Below are 16,535 nucleotides of genomic sequence, written 5' to 3'. Positions count from 1 at the left end.
GCTCAGAACGCCCGCCCAGGGAGAATGCCGGCGAGTGGTCGAGCACTCTGGCGTCGTTCCCTGTTTTCGGACGTCCAATCATCATGATCCGGATTGATACAAAAAAGTCTGGTGTCGTCCTGTTCGTCCCGGTCCGTCCGGCGAGGCCCGCCGCACGCAGCGGATGCCGCCGGCGCCGCATGCACCGGGACAACCACCGTCATCGGGTCGGATGCCCGCAACCCCGCTCAGGTTCGGACGGATTTCTGCGGCGGGTTCAGACCGAGCCGTAGAGCCGGTCGCCGGCGTCGCCCAAGCCCGGCAGGATGAAGCCCTGCTCGTTCAACCGGTCGTCGACGGCCGCGGTGACCACCCGCAGCGTCGCGTCGGTCCGTTCACCCAGATTTTCGGTCAGCGTATGCAGACCCTCGGGGGCGGCCAGTAGGCAGATAGCGGTGACGTGGTCGGCGCCGCGGTCGACCAGCAGGCGCAGCGCCGCGGCCAGTGTGCCGCCGGTAGCCAGCATCGGGTCGAGCACGTAGCACTGCCGGCCGGACAGGTCGTTGGGCAGCCGGTCGGCGTACGTGGCGGGTTGCAGGGTCTCCTCGTCGCGCGCCATGCCCAGAAAGCCGACTTTGGCGGTGGGCAGCAGCCGCGTCATCCCGTCGAGCATGCCCAGACCGGCCCGGAGGATGGGGACCACCAGCGGTGTCGGCCGGGTCAGCCGGGTACCCTCCATCGGCATCAGCGGCGTCTCCACGGTCACGTCGGCCACGCGCACGTCGCGGGTCGCCTCGTAGGCGAGCAGCGTCACGAGCTCGTCGGTGAGCCGGCGGAACGTAGGCGAATCCGTGCGCGCGTCGCGCAGCGTGGTGAGCTTGTGCGCGACCAGCGGGTGGTCGACGACCAGGGTCTCCATTGAGTACTCCGGTTGAGCTGGGAAAACGATGGGAAATCGGCGTCCGAGTCTATCCGCGCCGCAGCGGCCCGATGCCTGCGTACGGCGGGAGATTCGGCGCTGCCCGCAGCCAGGCGACGTATCCGTAAACAGATCGGGTGGTCCGTAGTGTTCTGCTGGGACCCGGGCGTCCGATGTAATAGGGGGCGTGAGCGCCGACTTCTATCACGAGGCAGATTCCCTCTGGGAAAACCGGGCTGCGGGCGACCGCGGCCGCTACGATGACGCCGCACCGGACGATCTGCGATCCTGGCCCGATCACAGCCGGGCTGGTGGGGTGACGATGACGGAACTCGACGAGGACGACGGCGGCGACTTCGCCGCCGTGGCCTACCGCGAGGAGGACTTCTGGGACCTCTACCTGCTTCCGGTAGCCCTCACTCGGGACTTCAAGGGCTTGCTGCACGCGTTGCGGCAGCAACCCAGCATCAGCGGGTCCATCGGCATGCTGGCGATCGGCGACGACTTCTTCGTCATCGTGCGGGTCTACGGCGACGATGTGAGCGCGTTCCTCTCCGACGTCACGGCCTCTGTGGACTGGCAGGTCGCACGCGACGTGCTGGTGTACCTCGACATCTCCGTGCCCGATGACGAGGACCTGGACCAGGTTCTGCCCGCCGGCGACATGTCGGTGCTGGCGGACTTGGGGTTGGACGAGATGGAACTGGGCGCCCTCGCCGGCGACCTCGACCTCTACCCCGACGAGGTCCTGGCCAGCATCGCCGAGCGTGTCGGATTCCATCAGGCGTTCCAGCGTGCCGTGGACTCGATGGGGTAAGGATCCCCGGTTCGATCATTCGAGGCAGGCCGACGGCCGGCCCGTCGCCCGCGAGAGAGGACGGGAGAGCGTTCGGTGTCGATCTTCTCAGCGGTCTTCTGCCGCGTCGCCGACGAGTGGACGGGTACGGAGACGGAGCTCGACGACGCGGCGACCATCGACGATGTCGCCGACGCCATGCGCGACGCCTGCGGCGGTGCGGCCGAGGGCACGATGGTTCTGGTGATGGAGGCCGACGACGAATGGTTCGCCGTCGTCCGCGTCGAGGACCACGCCGACCCCCGGGTCTTCCTCTCCGACGTCCGCGTCGTGCATGAGAGCCAGGTCGCGGCGCTGCTGCTGGACAGCGGCGAAATCGAGGCGCCGGAGCAGGCGGAGGGCACCGGTCAGAAACCCTATCCCCAGCCCGGCGGCGACTCCCGCCTGCTCGACGACCTCGGCACACCGGCGAGCGATCTGGAGGCGCTGACCACCAGCGAAGGGCTCCTGCCGGGCGACGTCCTCACCGACGTCGCCGAACGCGCCGGATTCGGCGAGCCGCTGGAAGCGCTGCGGCTGTGACGGTGACCGGGAACGACCCGGCTCCCATGGGCCGTGCCCGGATCGACGCGGCGCTGCGCCGGGCCCTGGAGGAGAGCCGGAGCACCGCCGGAAGCGGCGACGTTCCCGTGGGGGCCGTCGTCGTGGACGCCGCGGACGAGGTGATCGGGACCGGCCGCAACGAGCGCGAAGCCGTCGGCGACCCCACCGCCCATGCCGAAATCCTCGCCGTGCGCGCCGCGGCCCGCCACCGCGGCGAGTGGCGCTTGAGCGGCTGCACCCTGGCGGTCACCCTGGAACCGTGCACGATGTGCGCCGGAGCCCTCGTGCAGGCCCGTGTCGACCGGCTGGTCTACGGCGCCCGGGATCCCAAGGCGGGAGCGGTCGGATCCCTGTGGGACGTGGTCCGCGACCCCCGGCTCAACCACCGCCCCGAGGTGGTCCCGCCCGACCTCGTCTCCCCGGATCTGGCCGCTCGGTGCGGATCGATCCTCTCCGAGTTCTTCTCACTCCGCCGTATCCGGTAGAGTACTCAGCGGTGGAGTCGCCTAGTGGCCGAGGGCGCTCGCCTCGAAAGCGAGTGAAGGGAAACCTTCCGTGGGTTCGAATCCCACCTCCACCGCGGTCGCGAGGGCCGGTCTCCGGGGATCCGGGGGTCGGCCCTTCGCATGCGCGGACGACGGCGGCGGCGATCCCGACGTCGACGCCGAGATCGAGCGGATCGGCGCCGCGATCGGCTCGCTCGTCGCCCACGACGGCCGCTACGGAGCCGATGCGATCTCCGCTGCCGCGGTCGGGCTCTGGTGGGGGGCGCAGCGGCGCCTGGGCAGCGGCCGGGTGCCCGGCGCGCGCCGCAACGACCTCCGCGCCGCTGTAGCCGAGGCCGCCGAACTCGCCGGATGGCTGCTCTTCGACGCTGACGACCAGCCGGGGTCCCGCACCGCCACGCTGCACGCCTACAGGCTGGCGCGCCGTGCCGGCGACCGGTCGACGGAGCGCTTCGCGCTGACCAATCTCGCGATGCAGGATGTGGAGGTCGGGCGGTCCGGGGAGGCACTGCGCATCTCCGACGGGATCCTCGCCCGGCCGCGGATCCCGCCGCGCGTGGCGGCGCTGGCGCGCATCCGGCGGGCACGCGCGCTCGCGGACCTGGGCGCCGGGACGCCCGCCGCGGGCGATCTGCGTGCCGCCCGGGCGGCGGTGGCGGACTCGCTTTCGCCCCGCGACCCGGCGTGGACCTGGTGGGTCGACGAGTGCGAGCTGGGCGCGCACGAGGGCGCGGTCCTCCTCGCGCAGGGCGACGCCGCCGAAGCGGCGGACCGCGTGGAACACGCCGCGCACCTGGCGGCCTCGCGCGCCGATGCGCGCGGCGGCCTGTACTTCCAGGTGTCGCTCGTCGAGTGCTACGCCCGGGCGCGTGCATGGCGCGCGTGCGAGGAGGCGCTGACAGGCGTGCTCGCGATGCTGGAGGAGGTGGCCTCCGGACGCAACCGGCGCCGGCTGCGCACGGCGATGCGCAGCGTCCTGCGGGATCCGCGGAGTCCGCGGTGGCTCCGGCACGCCCTCCATGACGTATCCGGCGCGGCAGGCGTATCCGGTGCCGGGGGGACTCCGGGGTGACCGCCCCGCTCGGGTACCCCGCGTGCGCTCGGCGGCAGCCTCCCCGCCGGGGTAGCGCCCGGGTTTCGTCGCATCGGCCGCGACCCCGGGGCGCGGGTGGACGATCCCCGTCGCCGGGGGAGTCGGGGCGGTCGGCGCGGCCGTTGTGCTCCACCTGCCGTTTCGTCCCAACGCGACGAAATCCGTTTCGGATCTGGGCCGCAAACGGATCGTCGTTCGTTCCCGGGACCGGATACCCGAACGCACCGCCGGATTCCGACGGAACGGCGGCGCCGACGGGAACGGCCCTTCAGGCGCCGGCTCTCATACCCCCGTAGAAGGGCGGTCCGAAAGGGCGTCCGCCATGCTCGCGTGCACCGGCATCAGTTTGGCGATTCCGCAGATCTCCAGCACCCGCCGCACGTTGTGGCCGGGTGCGGCGACGCGGATCCGCTTGCCGTGTTCCAGAGCGCGGCGGCGGACGCTGAGCAGTGCGTGCACGCCGGAGGAGTCGCAGAAGGTCGTATCGGTCATGTCCACGACGAGGACATCGGATGCCGCGTCGAGCAGTCCGCACATGCGCTGTACCAGGGCGTCGCGATTGTGGATGTCGATCTCGGCGGGCATCGCGGCGACGGTGGGCCGGCCGGCGGAGCGGGCCGGCGATGAGGCGGCTGTACGCATAAGACTTCGTCCTTCGGACCCAAGGCGGTGAGGCGGCCCTTGGCCGGACCGGGAGTCCTCGGCGGTCTGCATCATGTCTACCAACCGCCCTGTCAACGCCGAGCAAATCGAAGTTATGTATCCGCCATTCTGCGCACATCAGGCATAGCGTCACATTCTGGTGCCGTAACGCGTCGATCGATTTCCAGGTTTGCGTATCGGTGCAGAGGGGAAGCGACAGGGTGGGTCGGGAGGCGCGGAGCGAGAGCGCCCCCGAACACCGATCACTTGAGTGCGGGGGCATTCGTGCACACGGGGTCCCGTTAGGAGGGGCCGGGCTTCCGGTCGGACGACTATGAAGCAACCCACACAGATCGTCGCCAAGGTCGACTACGTCGGGCGCGGCGCCGTCGTCACCGTGCCGCAGAGCATCGAGCCTTGGCACACCCGCTGTTTGCGCGAGCAACTGCTGTGGTTGCTCGACCAGCGCATCAGCGAGATCGTGATCGACTTCACGTTTACGGTCTCGTGTGCGGCCGGGATGCGTGAGGCGATGGAACGCGTCCACACCCGCGCCGAAGCGCGCGGCATCGAACTCTCACTCGTGCTGGGCGCCGGATCGCCGGCCGCGCGGATCCTGAACGGCTCCGGACTCACCCGGTTGCTGTACACCCACAGCGACCGCACCGAAGCGGAACGGGGCCTGCTGGAGCGCTTCGCGGAACGCAAGCGGGGCTCCGCATCGGGTGCGGTCCCCTCGCAGCGCGGGGACGGCCGGACCTCCTGCACTTAGTGAACACCCCGGTCAGGCGGCCGCCGCACCCCGGCGCGGCGTGTCGATACGTCGCTTCGGCGCCGTGCCGACACCTGGACCCGGCCGCCGGGCCCGGTAGCCGGACCGACGTGCCGATACCGCTCAACGGGAGCCGGCGCGGAACGCCTCCGTCGCCTTGAGCTTGGCCCCCGTGCCGAGCACGGCGCCGGTGTAGACGCGGGCCGCCAGCCACACCGCTCCGATCAGCGCGGCGGTGAGAAGCGCCAGGGCGAGGAGGTTCTCCCAGAGTGCCGCTTCGCCCATCGCCAGCCGCATCGGCATCATGAACGGCGAGAAGGGCGGCAGGATCGCCAGGACGTCCAGGACCGCGTTGTTCACGCTGAACGTCATGAACGTCACGGCGAGCGGAACCGCGATCAGGACGATGACCGGCTGGATCGCCGACTGCACGTCCTCTTGGCGGGAGACCAGCGACGCCGACCCGGCCAGCAGGGAGGCGAAGAACAGGTAACCCACGACGAACCAGGCCACGAGGCTGACCGTGAGGACGGGCAGGGAGACCGGAATCTCGGCGAAGTAGTCCGTCGCCACGCCGACACCCGCCGCCGCCACCAGGACCAGGCCGACCTGGAGCAGTCCCAGCGCCCCGATCCCCACGATCTTGCCGAAGAGCAGCTGCCAGGGCCGCACGGTGGCCAGCAGCAGTTCCACGACGCGGCTCGCCTTCTCCTCGACCACGCCCTGGGCCACGTAGACGCCGAAGACCAGGATGGACATGTAGAGCAGGAAGGTCGCGCCGAAGCCGATCATCATGCGGGTGAAGAACGCGGCCTCGCCCCCGTCGCCGCCCCCGACCCGCTGCACCGTCAGCGACGCGTCCATGGCCGCGTCGACCGCCCGGGTGTCGGCTCCGGAGCCCTCCAGCGCCTCCATCGTCCTGTGTTCGGCATAGGCGGTGTTCAGTAGGCCGGTCAGGCCGGTCTCGGGGGTGTCGGCGACCAGCAGCAGGACGGTCTCGCCGTCCCCGGCCACCAGCGCCGCGTCCAGGTCGCCGTCGGACACGGCTTGTTCGGCCTGATCGCGCCCCGGCCACCGGACGGTCTCGATGCTCGCTCCGGGGGAGCCGCCGGCGTCGGATCCGGCCCGGTCCACGATCTCCCGGGCCTGCGGCGCGGCCGCCACCCGCGCCGCAGCGTCGTCGTCGAACAGCAGGTTCATCACCGCGGGGATCGCGCCCACGAACCCGATCGCGGCGACCAGCCCCAGCGTGCCGAGGATGAACGCCTTGTTGCGCACGCGGGCCAGGATCTCCCGGCGGGCGACCAGCCACACGGCCCGGCCGGAACCGAGCTCGGCACCGGCACCGCCCGGAGCGGACCCGGCTGCGGGGCCGCTGGTGTCCTCGGGGTTCATGCCGCGTTCCTCTCCGGGGCGGGACCTTCGGTTTCGGCGGCGTCGCGGGACGGCTCGACGGCTTCGCGGTAGAGCTCGGCCAGCCGCGGCCGGTGCGGCGCGAACGAGCGCACCGGCCCGGCGCTCAGCGCGGCGCGCAGCAGGTCCTGGTCGTCGGCGCCGTCGGGCAGCTCGACCAGGAGGGCGCCGTCCGCGGTGCCGGCCGCGCGTGCGCCCGCGACGCCGGACAGCCAGGCGCCTTCGTCGGCGCCCTCGGCGTCGACGCGCACGGCGTAGCGCCGGGGGCCGCGGTCGCGCAGTCCGTCCACGTCGCCTTCGTCGATCAGGGCGCCCTCTTTGATGATTCCGACGCGGTCGCACAGCTGCTCGACCAGCTCCAGCTGGTGGCTGGAGAACAGGACCGGCACACCTTCGGCGGCGCGTTCCCGCAGTACCCCGCTCATCATGTCGACCGCTTCGGGATCCAGCCCGGAGAAGGGCTCGTCCAGCACCAGCAGCACGGGATCGTGTACCAGAGCCGCGGCGAGCTGGACGCGCTGCTGGTTGCCCAGGCTGAGGTTGTTCACCTCGTCTCTGGCGCGTCCGGTGAGGCCGAACCGCTCGACCCAGTGGTCGGCACGGCGCCGGGCGCCGGGGGGGTCGATACCGTGCAGCCGCGCGAGGTGCTCCAATTGCTCGCGGACGCCCATTTTCGGGTAGAGGCCGCGCTCTTCGGGCATGTAGCCGATCCGCCGGCGTGTCGGCAGATCCAGCGGGCGCCCCTGCCAGGACACCGTTCCGCTGTCGGCTGCGAGGACGCCCAGCACGATGCGCATGGCGGTGGTCTTTCCCGCGCCGTTGCCGCCGACGAACCCGAACAGTTCGCCGGGACCGACCGACATCGACAGTCGGTCCAGTGCGCGTACCCGCTTGTAGTAGCGCGTCAAGCGGTCGAGCACGAGACTGCCGTCGTCGTGCATCCGGGATTCTCCTCGCAGCGGTGGGGGACAGGCGGACGCAGGGACCGAAGACGCGCCCGCGGCACCCCCACTGTTCCCCGGAACGGGCGCGGAACGAAACCGTCCGACCGGTTCCGGCCGATCCGGCGCCCCGCACCTCCGGGCGCGGGGCCGGAAACGACGAAGGCCCCGACCGCGCACCCGGTCGGGGCCTTCGTACTGCCTTCGTAGAGGCGGCGGAGGATACGAGATTCGAACTCGTGAGGGGTTGCCCCCAACGCACTTTCCAGGCGCGCGCCCTAGGCCGCTAGGCGAATCCTCCACCGACGACTCTACAGGACGCGGTCCAGTGCTGTGACCATCGGCGGCGGTCCGGTGCGTGGTGGACTCCGCCGTCCGCACCGGGGGAGCGCTGCTACGGGCGCCGTGGGGGCGGCACCACCCCGGGCTTCGACTCAGCACTCCAGACGCGCAGGCGGCGCGCGGCGACGATGAACGTCCCAGCCCGAAGAACCGGCAGAAGAGGACCGCCATGAGCCCTGATCCGCCGCCGACCGCACCGTCCCGCGTCCGCCCCCTGCCCGCCCGTCCGTGGATCGGCCCGCTGGCGCTGGTCACCGCCGTCTTCCTGCTGCATGCGCTGCCGCCCTACGTCGGCCTCGATCCCGGCGAGGCACGCAACGCGGTCCCGGAGTCGGCGCCGCCGTACTACTACCCCGTGCTGGTCGCCCACATCTTCCTCGGCGCGGTCGCGCTGGTCACCGCGTGCCTGCAGGTCTGGCCCCGGCTGCGGGTCCGCCTGCCCGCCGTGCACCGGTGGAGCGGACGGATCTACGTGCTCGCGGCCCTGCCGACGGGGATCGCGGTCCTGGCCATCACCCCCTACGTGCAGATGGGCCCCAACCAGCAGGTCGGCAATGCCGTGGCGGCCGCGTTGTGGATCGCCTCGACCGTGTTCGGCTACCGCGCCGCCCGCCGGCGCGATTTCACCCGGCATCGGGAGTGGATGGTGCGCAGCTTCGCGCTGGCGTTCTCCATCGTCGCCAACCGGATCTGGCTGATGCTGTCCATGGCGGTCTTCGCGCCCGAGGTCCTCACGGGCGGCCGACCCGACCTGGAGGCACTCAGGCAGGCGGTCGGGGTGTCGGCCTGGATGAGCTGGGTGGTCAACCTGATCGTCGCCGAGCTCTGGCTGGGCCGGATTCGGGACCGGCAGGCCCGCGCCGGCGCGGCCGCCGCCGCGCCGCGGCGGGAACGGGCCGGCGCGGTGTCCGCGCCGGCCGGGGAGGGGCGCTCTTCGCATGCGTGAGCACCGTCACCGGGCGACGGCCCGAACGGGTTCGCCAAGGCGCGCACGTCCGATACAGTAGGGGGCAGACCCCTCGTGCGGCGTCACCTTATGAACCTCCCCAGGGCCGGAAGGCAGCAAGGATAAGTAAGCTCTGGCGGGTGCGCGGGGGGTCCTTCTCTTTCTCGGGAGGCCTTTTTCGCCCCCGCCTCTTCGGCGCCGCTCCGTGCGAACTGTCGCAGGTACAGGGTTGAATGGACTCGCGGACACGGCCGGGGGCGATCGGTCGCCCCGGACTACCGCACCGTGCCGGTCCGCGGAGGGAGCAGTGAGCGCGCCGTGAGCATCGCGCTGTATCGCAAGTACCGGCCTGCGACATTCGGCGAGGTCCGCGGGCAGGAGCACGTCACCGAACCGCTGCGCCAGGCGCTGCGCAACGGCCGCGTCAACCACGCCTACCTGTTCAGCGGCCCCCGGGGCTGCGGCAAGACGTCCAGCGCGCGGATCCTGGCCCGGTCGCTCAACTGCGACCAGGGCCCCACGCCCGATCCCTGCGGCGAATGCGAGGCCTGCGTCGCGCTGGCGCCCGACGGCCCCGGCAGCATCGACGTCATCGAGATCGACGCCGCGTCCCACGGCGGTGTCGACGACGCTCGCGACCTGCGCGAGCGCGCGTTCTTCGCGCCGGTGAACTCGCGCTTCAAGGTCTACATCATCGACGAGGCGCACATGGTGACCCGCGAGGGTTTCAACGCGCTGCTCAAGCTCGTCGAAGAGCCCCCGCCCCACCTGAAATTCGTCTTCGCCACCACCGAGCCGGACAAGGTCATCGGCACCATCCGCTCGCGCACCCACCACTACCCGTTCCGGCTGATCCCGCCGAGTACGCTGCGCGAGCTCATCGAGGAGATCCTCACCGACGAGGGCGTCGCTTTCGATCCCGCAGCTTTGCCGCTGGTGGTGCGCGCCGGCGCCGGTTCGGCGCGCGACTCGCTGTCCATCATGGACCAGCTGCTGGCGGGCTCCGACGAGAACGGCGTCACCCGCGACGGCGCGGTGGGGCTGCTGGGCTTCACCGATTCCGGTCTGCTCGGCGACATGGTCGACGCGCTCGGCGGGGCCGACGGCGCCGCGGTGTTCGGGCTGATCGACCGTGTGATGGAAGGCGGCCACGACCCCCGCCGGTTCACCGCGGACCTGCTGGAGCGGGTCCGCGATCTTGTGGTGCTGGCCGCGGTGCCCGACGCGTTGGACAAAGGCCTGATCAACGTCGCGCCCGACGCTGTGGAGCGCATGGGCGAGCAGGCCCGAAGCGTCGGAGCGGCGCGGCTCACCCGGGCCGCCGACATCCTCAACGACGGCCTGACCGACATGCGCGGCGCCACCTCGCCGCGCCTGCTGCTGGAGCTGACGTGCGCGCGGATCCTGCTGCCGGGTGCCGCCGGCGGGGGCGGGGACGACTCGGGTGCGCTGGTGGCCCGGTTGGAGCAGCTGGAGCGGCGGATGTCCTCCGGGCAGGCGGCCGTGCCGTCGCCGGCGCCCGCGCAGCCCGCGGCGCCTTCCGCGCCGGACCCCTCGCCCGCCCCGAGCCGTGAGCCCGGTCCCGCGCAGCGGCAGCCGTCCGCCCCGCCCGCCGCGGCGGGCGGGGCGGACGAGGAACCCCGGCCGGCCCCCGCCGCCGATGCGGACTGGGGCGTGCCCGACGACCCGGGCCCCGGCCCCGCAGCCGGCCGTTCCGGCCAGGCGGCGCCACCCGCTCCGCAGCCGGACCCGGCGCCCGCCGCGCCCGCGGGATCGGCCGACGCGCCGGCGCAGCAGGGCGGTGCCCTCGACCTCGCGACGGTCCAGGAAGCCTGGGGCCGGATCATGCAGGCGGTCTACGGAGTCAAGAAGTCCGTCTGGATATGGCTCAGCGGCATGGACGTGAAACCGGTCGCGGCCGAGAACGGCACCATCCAACTCGGGTTCTCCCGCGCCAACGACGCCAAGGCGTTGGCCAGCAGCGGCAACGACCAGGTGGTCGTCCAGGCGGTCCGCCAGGTCCTGGGCGTCGACGCGCGCGTCAGCGGGATCGCGGCCAACCAGGCGCCGCAGCGCTCGGCGCCCCCGCAGCCGTCCCCGCCGGCGGCGGCCCCCGAGCCCGCCGACTGGGACACGTCCGCGGCTGCGCGGCCCGATCACGGGCCGGGGCCCTCGCCGTCGGCGGCCCTCGCTGCCGACGAACCCGACACGCACGGCGGCGGTGCCGGTCCGCGGGCGTCCGCCGCGCCGGGGCCGCCCGCCATGCCGCACCAGCAGGAACCGCCGCCCGACCCGTTCGAGGATGCACAGGCCCCGCCGCCCGACCCTTTTGAGAGTCCCGTCCCGGCTCCGCAGCCCGATCACGGGCCCGGGCCGGGGGGCGGCGACGGCTCCGCGCCGGCCTCGGAACCCGCGCCGGTTCCCGAGTCCGCACCGGCGCCGTCGCCGCCCGGTCCGGCGGACGGCGGCACCGCCCCGCGATCCGGGTCTTCCGGATTCGCGCTGATCGAGTCCGAACTCGGCGGCAAGATCATCAACGAGATCGACCACACCGCCGAGTGAGCGCGGGGCCGCCCCGCGTCGGCGCGTCGGCCCGAACCGGCGGCACACCCGCATACCGTCCCCGCGGCCGGGGCAGGCCAGGGGCCGCCGCTCCTACCGCCGCCGCGGCCGGGTGCGCCTCAGGCACCACCGGCACCGCCGGGCGCACACGCGGACCGCGGTGCCTATAGCGGATACGCTCGCAAGCACGGACAGCGCAGGCAAGGAGAGATGCAGTGAACGCTGGCGGCGAAAGCGGAATGGACATGCAGGCCCTCCTGCAGCAGGCTCAGCAGATGCAGCAGCAGCTTATGGAGGCCCAGCAGCAGCTCGACGAAGCCAAGGTCGAGGGCACCTCGGGCGGCGGTCTGGTCAAGGTCACGGTCAACGGCCGCGGCTCGGTGGAGGACATCACGATCGATCCCCAGACCATCGACGCCGAAGACGCCGGCGAGACCGCGCAGACCGTCGCGGACATGGTGCTGGCCGCCATCCGCGACGCCGAGTCCTCGGTGGAGGAGCTGCAGCAGGAGAAGATGGGCCCGCTCGCCGAAGGCCTGGGCGGCGGCATGCCCGGCGGAATGCCGGGCGGCGGCGGCATGCCGGGGCTTCCGGGCTTCTAGGGTCCGGCCGCCGCCCGCGCGGCTCCCGCCGGCGGCGCGGCTCCCGCCGGCGGCGCGGTACTTCCCGCTGCGCGCAGCGGCGGGCGTGAACGCGTGCGCGCCCGCGGGATTCCGGTCCTGGCCGCGACCCCCGGGGCCGCCACCGGCGGCCGCCCGGGGCGCCCGCCAGTGGCGGCAGGCCGCCGCCGACTGGGCTACCGTGGTAAGCGCAGCGATCACACACGTGGATGGGCTATGTACGAAGGCGCGGTTCAGAATCTGATCGACGAGCTCGGGCGGCTACCGGGCGTCGGTCCCAAGAGCGCGCAGCGTATCGCCTTCCACCTGCTGGCGTCGGAGACCGCCGACGTCCGGCGCCTCGCCGACGCGCTGATCGAGGTCAAGGACCGGGTGCGGTTCTGCGATGTATGCGGCAACGTCTCCGAGGAGACCGAATGCGGCATCTGCCGCGACGCCCGGCGCGACTCCGCCGTCGTCTGCGTCGTCGAGGAGTCCAAGGACGTCGTGGCCATCGAGCGCACCCGCGAGTTCCGCGGCCGCTACCACGTCCTCGGCGGCGCCATCAGCCCGATCGAGGGCGTCGGCCCGGACGACCTGCGCATCAAGGAGCTCATGTCCCGGCTCTCCGACGGCCAGATCACCGAGCTCATCCTGGCCACCGATCCCAATCTGGAAGGGGAGGCCACCGCGACCTACCTGGCGCGGATGGTCAAACCCATGGGGCTGAAAGTCACCCGGCTGGCCAGCGGGCTGCCCGTCGGCGGCGACCTCGAATACGCCGACGAGGTGACCCTCGGCCGGGCCTTCGAAGGCCGGCGGAGCTTGGAGTTTTAGCTCACACGTCCGCGGCCGGGCGCTCGGCGGGAAGGTTCCGCACGGTGCCCGGCGTTTTCCGAGGTGGCGGCACGACTTCGCGGAGAACGCGAGTATCCGACCACGCACGGGGTATGCCACCGTGCCGGTATTGTGCGACCCGCCGCCTTCCGGCCCCGACGGTTGCGCAGGTGAGACGGCATCCGCGACATTCCGCTAGCTACACTTTCGAGTTGATTACCGTGATCCCGAACCCTCAGGAGCAACGACCGTGGCTCTGATCGTGCAAAAGTACGGTGGGTCTTCCGTCGCCGACGCAGACGCCATCAAGCGAGTGGCCCAACGGATCGTCGCTCAGAAAAAGGCGGGTTACGACGTCGTCGTCGTGGTCTCGGCCATGGGCGACACCACCGACGAGCTCCTCGACCTCGCCGAGCAGGTCTCGCCGCTGCCGCCCGGTCGCGAGCTGGACATGCTGATGACCTCCGGTGAGCGCATGTCCATGGCCCTGGTGGCCATGGCGATCGGCAACCTCGGCTACGAGGCCCGTTCGTTCACCGGGTCGCAGGCCGGCGTCATAACGACGTCCATCCACGGCAACGCCAAGATCATCGATGTCACTCCCGGGCGCATCCAGGAAGCCCTGGACGAAGGCTCCATCTGCATCGTCGCCGGCTTCCAGGGCGTCTCCGAGGACAGCAAGGACATCACCACCCTGGGCCGCGGAGGCTCCGACACCACCGCAGTCGCCCTCGCGGCGGCGCTGAACGCCGACGCCTGCGAGATCTACAGCGACGTCGACGGCGTGTTCACCGCCGACCCGCGGATCGCGCCCAACGCCCGGCGCATCCCGCGCATCTCCTACGAGGAGATGCTGGAGATGGCCGCCTGCGGCACCAAGATCCTGCACCTGCGCTGCGTCGAGTACGCCCGCCGGTACCGGATCCCGCTGCATGTCCGCTCGTCGTTCAGTCAGAAGCCCGGCACCTGGGTCGTTTCAGAAGTTGAGGAATCCGAAGGCATGGAACAACCGATCATCTCCGGTGTCGCACACGACCGGAGCGAAGCCAAGATCACGGTCGTGGGCGTCCCCGACAGGATCGGCGAAGCGGCCACGCTGTTCTCGGTCCTCGCCGACGCCGAGATCAACATCGACATGATCGTGCAGAACGTGTCGGCCGCCTCGACGTCGCGCACTGACATCTCCTTCACCGTCCCGATGGACGCCGGTCAGACCGCGCTGTCCGCGTTGAAGAAGGTCCAGGAGAAGGTCGGCTTCGAGTCGCTGCGCTACGACGACCAGATCGGCAAGGTCTCGCTGATCGGGGCGGGCATGCGTTCCTACCCCGGCGTCACCGCACGCTTCTTCGACTCCATCGCCAAGTCGGGCACCAACATCGAGATGATCTCCACCTCGGAGATCCGCATCTCCGTGGTCGTGGAGCAGGACCAGGTCGACACCGCCGTGGCGGCCGCCCATTCCGAATTCCAGCTCGACGCCGAGCAGGTCGAAGCCGTTGTGTACGGAGGTACCGGACGATGAGTGAACGCCGCCCCACCCTGGCCGTCGTCGGTGCCACCGGCGCCGTCGGCACCGTGATGCTCGACATCCTCTCCACCCGCGAGGACGTCTGGGGCGAGATCCGCCTCGTCGCGTCGCCGCGCTCGGCGGGCAAGCGGCTCACCGTCCGCGGCGAGGAAGTCGAGGTCCAGGCGCTGGCACCGGAGGTCTTCGACGGCGTCGACGTCGCGATGTTCGACGTGCCCGACGAGGTCTCCAAGCAGTGGGCGCCCGTCGCCGTCGAGCGCGGCGCGGTGGCCGTGGACAACTCCGGCGCCTACCGGATGGATCCGGACGTTCCCCTGGTGGTGCCCGAGGTCAACGCCGACCAGACCCGCAACCGCCCCCGCGGTATCGTCAGCAACCCCAACTGCACCACGCTGTCGATGATCGTGGCCATGGGCGCGCTGCACCGCGCCTACGGCCTGTCCTCTCTCGTGGTGGCCTCCTACCAGGCGGCGTCGGGCTCCGGTCAGGAGGGGATCGACACCCTCCACGATCAGATCGAGAAGGCGGCCACCGACCGCACACTGGGCAGCCGCGCCGGAGACGTGCGTGCGGCGGTGGGCGACCAGGGCCCGTTCCCGGCTCCGCTCGCGCTGAACGTCGTGCCCTTCGCCGGTTCGCTGAAGGAGGACGGCTACGCCTCCGAGGAGCTGAAGGTCCGCAACGAGTCCCGCAAGATCCTGGGTATGCCCGACCTTCCGGTGGCGGCCACCTGCGTGCGGGTCCCCGTCGTCACCACCCACTCGCTGGTCGTGCACGCGTCCTTCGACAGCGAGGTCGACGCCGACCGCGCCCGCGAGGTGCTGTCGTCGGCGCCGGGCGTGGTCGTCCAGGACGACCCGGCCGCCGGCGAGTTCCCCACGCCGGCCGACGTGGTGGGAACCGACCCCACGTGGGTGGGCCGCATCCGGCGCTCGCTGGACGACCCCGCGTCGTTGGAGCTGTTCATGTGCGGCGACAACCTGCGCAAGGGCGCCGCGCTGAACACCGCGCAGATCGCCGAGGTCGTGGCCGCGGAGTTCGCCGGCTCCTGACGCGATCCGCCGTACCGACGGTCGGCCGCCGCGCGTACGGCGGCCGACCGTCGCGCGCCACGGGGGTCGGCGCCTCCGAGCCGCGGGATACTCCCGAAGTGCCGCGGCGACGGCGTTGATGTCGGCGGTCGTCAAGGCGCGGGCGAGGGAAACGCCGGTGCGTTCGGCCGCCGCAGTGCGCCCGTTGACCTGGGCGATGGTGCGCGGACGCCCCCCCGGGCCGGGGACGTCCGTTGACCGGCCCGACCGGCACGGAAAGCAGGGCCTGGCTAGCGTGTCTCTTGGCGGGGCGAGCGCGCCAGGCCGAGGCGGTAGATCAGCCGGCAGTGGTCGGTCGAGCCGACCAAGTCGGAGGTTTCGACCGGGCGCCGCCCCTGGTAATGGGTCCGCTCCACCACAAGCACGGGCAGCCCCGGCGCCAGCTTCAGCAGGCTGGACTCGGGATCGCGCAGCGGGCGCACGCCCACCTCTTCGACGACCCGGTCGATCGTCACTCCCGCGGCCGCCAGCCGCTGTAGCACACCGGAACCCGGATCGGCGTCGGCGGGAGTGCGCAGCGTGCCCTGGGTAAGTGCGGCCGGCTCCCATGCGGTGTGCAGCGCCACGGGAACGCCGTCGGCCGTGCCCAGGCAGCGGGTGCGAAAGACGCGTACGCCGTCGCGCACGTCCAGCCGCCGGGCGACGAGGCCGCACGCGGCCTCCGTGCCGGTGCCCATGTCCTCGTGCCGGAGCGGATCGACCCCGGACCCCGATGCGCGGTCGGTACGGGAGAACCGGTGGATCTGCGGCACCGACCGCACGTAGTACCCCGACCCGGGCCGGGCCTCCACGAGCCCTTCGCTGACCAGGAGCCGCAGCGCGTGCCGGGACACCTGCTCGCTGACCCCGTGGGCACGGGCCAGCCGGGTGCGCGAGGGCAGGCGCGAACCGGGATCGAACTCGCCGCTGAGGATGCTGCTGCGCACCACGTCGGCTACGCCTTGGTAACGCGGTCGCCCGTCCACG

The 16,535-nt window shown here is 71.7% G+C and carries 16 protein-coding genes, 2 tRNA genes and 1 other RNA gene; 13 read left to right on the top strand and 6 right to left on the bottom strand.

The window, feature by feature from the left end; translation table 11 throughout:
• Nucleotides 1-256: 256 nt before the first annotated feature.
• Entirely contained in the window at nt 257-898 is a 642-nt protein-coding gene (gene upp / locus HNR25_RS12055) for a uracil phosphoribosyltransferase (RefSeq protein ID WP_184635089.1), read from the bottom strand.
• Between the two features lie 322 nt (nt 899-1,220).
• Here upp and HNR25_RS12050 point away from each other — a divergent pair, with 322 nt between their 5' ends.
• From HNR25_RS12050 to HNR25_RS12030, 5 genes are all read left to right on the top strand, one after another.
• Nucleotides 1,221-1,715 carry a tRNA adenosine deaminase-associated protein gene (locus HNR25_RS12050; protein WP_184635087.1) on the top strand — a complete coding sequence of 165 codons (495 nt, stop codon included), beginning with the start codon at nt 1,221-1,223 and terminating at the stop codon, nt 1,713-1,715.
• Nucleotides 1,716-1,790: 75 nt separating this feature from the next.
• Complete coding sequence (locus HNR25_RS12045) at nt 1,791-2,276, top strand: tRNA adenosine deaminase-associated protein (protein WP_184635085.1); 486 nt, start codon at nt 1,791-1,793, stop codon at nt 2,274-2,276.
• A gap of 26 nt (nt 2,277-2,302) precedes the next feature.
• Nucleotides 2,303-2,782: a nucleoside deaminase gene (locus tag HNR25_RS12040; RefSeq protein ID WP_184639218.1), complete on the top strand. Its 480-nt coding sequence runs from the start codon at nt 2,303-2,305 to the stop codon at nt 2,780-2,782.
• Nucleotides 2,783-2,792: 10 nt separating this feature from the next.
• A tRNA-Ser gene (locus tag HNR25_RS12035) sits at nt 2,793-2,877 on the top strand.
• A complete protein-coding gene (locus HNR25_RS12030; RefSeq protein ID WP_184635083.1) occupies nt 2,853-3,875 on the top strand; it encodes an NsdA family TPR-like regulatory protein in 1,023 nt (340 codons plus the stop codon). The genes HNR25_RS12035 and HNR25_RS12030 overlap by 25 nt, the downstream gene beginning before the upstream one ends.
• A 303-nt stretch (nt 3,876-4,178) precedes the next feature.
• Here the strand turns inward: HNR25_RS12030 and HNR25_RS12025 are convergent, their stop codons facing one another.
• Nucleotides 4,179-4,538 (bottom strand): STAS domain-containing protein, encoded by a 360-nt coding sequence (locus HNR25_RS12025; protein ID WP_184635082.1) that lies wholly within the window; start codon nt 4,536-4,538, stop codon nt 4,179-4,181.
• Nucleotides 4,539-4,872: 334 nt separating this feature from the next.
• Here HNR25_RS12025 and HNR25_RS12020 point away from each other — a divergent pair, with 334 nt between their 5' ends.
• Entirely contained in the window at nt 4,873-5,310 is a 438-nt protein-coding gene (locus HNR25_RS12020; RefSeq protein WP_184635080.1) for an STAS domain-containing protein, read from the top strand.
• A 123-nt stretch (nt 5,311-5,433) separates the two neighbouring features.
• Here HNR25_RS12020 and HNR25_RS12015 read toward each other — a convergent pair whose 3' ends face one another.
• From HNR25_RS12015 to HNR25_RS12005, 3 genes are all read right to left on the bottom strand, one after another.
• The gene (locus tag HNR25_RS12015; RefSeq protein WP_184635078.1) at nt 5,434-6,705 is read right to left on the bottom strand and encodes an ABC transporter permease; all 1,272 of its coding nucleotides are present in this window, start codon (nt 6,703-6,705) and stop codon (nt 5,434-5,436) included.
• Nucleotides 6,702-7,664, bottom strand: coding sequence for an ABC transporter ATP-binding protein (locus tag HNR25_RS12010; RefSeq protein WP_184635076.1), 963 nt, complete (start codon nt 7,662-7,664; stop codon nt 6,702-6,704). Before HNR25_RS12010 ends, HNR25_RS12015 begins: the two co-directional genes overlap by 4 nt.
• Nucleotides 7,665-7,880: 216 nt before the next feature.
• Nucleotides 7,881-7,965: transfer RNA gene (locus HNR25_RS12005), tRNA-Ser, on the bottom strand.
• A gap of 210 nt (nt 7,966-8,175) precedes the next feature.
• Between HNR25_RS12005 and HNR25_RS12000 the strand changes: the two genes are divergently transcribed.
• The 7 genes from HNR25_RS12000 (at nt 8,176) to HNR25_RS11970 (ending at nt 15,530) form a co-directional block, all read left to right on the top strand.
• Nucleotides 8,176-8,952, top strand: coding sequence for a DUF2306 domain-containing protein (locus tag HNR25_RS12000; RefSeq protein WP_184635073.1), 777 nt, complete (start codon nt 8,176-8,178; stop codon nt 8,950-8,952).
• A 64-nt stretch (nt 8,953-9,016) separates the two neighbouring features.
• Nucleotides 9,017-9,112: signal recognition particle sRNA small type (gene ffs, locus HNR25_RS11995), an RNA gene on the top strand.
• A 158-nt stretch (nt 9,113-9,270) separates the two neighbouring features.
• Entirely contained in the window at nt 9,271-11,514 is a 2,244-nt protein-coding gene (locus HNR25_RS11990; protein WP_184635071.1) for a DNA polymerase III subunit gamma and tau, read from the top strand.
• A gap of 239 nt (nt 11,515-11,753) precedes the next feature.
• Nucleotides 11,754-12,116, top strand: coding sequence for a YbaB/EbfC family nucleoid-associated protein (locus tag HNR25_RS11985; protein WP_184639216.1), 363 nt, complete (start codon nt 11,754-11,756; stop codon nt 12,114-12,116).
• A gap of 234 nt (nt 12,117-12,350) precedes the next feature.
• Nucleotides 12,351-12,950 (top strand): recombination mediator RecR, encoded by a 600-nt coding sequence (gene recR / locus HNR25_RS11980; protein WP_184635069.1) that lies wholly within the window; start codon nt 12,351-12,353, stop codon nt 12,948-12,950.
• Between the two features lie 250 nt (nt 12,951-13,200).
• Nucleotides 13,201-14,472 (top strand): aspartate kinase, encoded by a 1,272-nt coding sequence (locus tag HNR25_RS11975; protein WP_184635067.1) that lies wholly within the window; start codon nt 13,201-13,203, stop codon nt 14,470-14,472.
• A complete protein-coding gene (locus HNR25_RS11970) occupies nt 14,469-15,530 on the top strand; it encodes an aspartate-semialdehyde dehydrogenase (RefSeq protein WP_184635065.1) in 1,062 nt (353 codons plus the stop codon). Before HNR25_RS11975 ends, HNR25_RS11970 begins: the two co-directional genes overlap by 4 nt.
• Nucleotides 15,531-15,799: 269 nt before the next feature.
• Here the strand turns inward: HNR25_RS11970 and HNR25_RS11965 are convergent, their stop codons facing one another.
• Nucleotides 15,800-16,534, bottom strand: a complete 735-nt coding sequence (locus tag HNR25_RS11965; RefSeq protein ID WP_184635063.1) for a GntR family transcriptional regulator — start codon at nt 16,532-16,534, stop codon at nt 15,800-15,802.
• Nucleotide 16,535: the final 1 nt, after the last annotated feature.

Source organism: Streptomonospora salina, from assembly GCF_014204715.1.
Lineage (GTDB): Bacteria > Actinomycetota > Actinomycetes > Streptosporangiales > Streptosporangiaceae > Streptomonospora > Streptomonospora salina.
This window is presented reverse-complemented; position numbering and strand designations above follow the sequence as displayed.

Excerpts from the sequence above, each read along its gene's own strand:
- recR (WP_184635069.1), top strand. The coding sequence starts at position 12,351 with ATGTACGAAGGCGCGGTTCAGAATCTGATCGACGAGCTCGGGCGGCTA.
- HNR25_RS12050 (WP_184635087.1), top strand. The coding sequence starts at position 1,221 with ATGACGGAACTCGACGAGGACGACGGCGGCGACTTCGCCGCCGTGGCC.
- HNR25_RS11985 (WP_184639216.1), top strand. The coding sequence starts at position 11,754 with ATGGACATGCAGGCCCTCCTGCAGCAGGCTCAGCAGATGCAGCAGCAG.
- HNR25_RS12010 (WP_184635076.1), bottom strand. The coding sequence starts at position 7,664 with ATGCACGACGACGGCAGTCTCGTGCTCGACCGCTTGACGCGCTACTAC.
- HNR25_RS11970 (WP_184635065.1), top strand. The coding sequence starts at position 14,469 with ATGAGTGAACGCCGCCCCACCCTGGCCGTCGTCGGTGCCACCGGCGCC.
- HNR25_RS12025 (WP_184635082.1), bottom strand. The coding sequence starts at position 4,538 with ATGCGTACAGCCGCCTCATCGCCGGCCCGCTCCGCCGGCCGGCCCACC.
- HNR25_RS12000 (WP_184635073.1), top strand. The coding sequence starts at position 8,176 with ATGAGCCCTGATCCGCCGCCGACCGCACCGTCCCGCGTCCGCCCCCTG.
- HNR25_RS12015 (WP_184635078.1), bottom strand. The coding sequence starts at position 6,705 with ATGAACCCCGAGGACACCAGCGGCCCCGCAGCCGGGTCCGCTCCGGGC.
- upp (WP_184635089.1), bottom strand. The coding sequence starts at position 898 with ATGGAGACCCTGGTCGTCGACCACCCGCTGGTCGCGCACAAGCTCACC.
- HNR25_RS12020 (WP_184635080.1), top strand. The coding sequence starts at position 4,873 with ATGAAGCAACCCACACAGATCGTCGCCAAGGTCGACTACGTCGGGCGC.
- HNR25_RS12040 (WP_184639218.1), top strand. The coding sequence starts at position 2,303 with ATGGGCCGTGCCCGGATCGACGCGGCGCTGCGCCGGGCCCTGGAGGAG.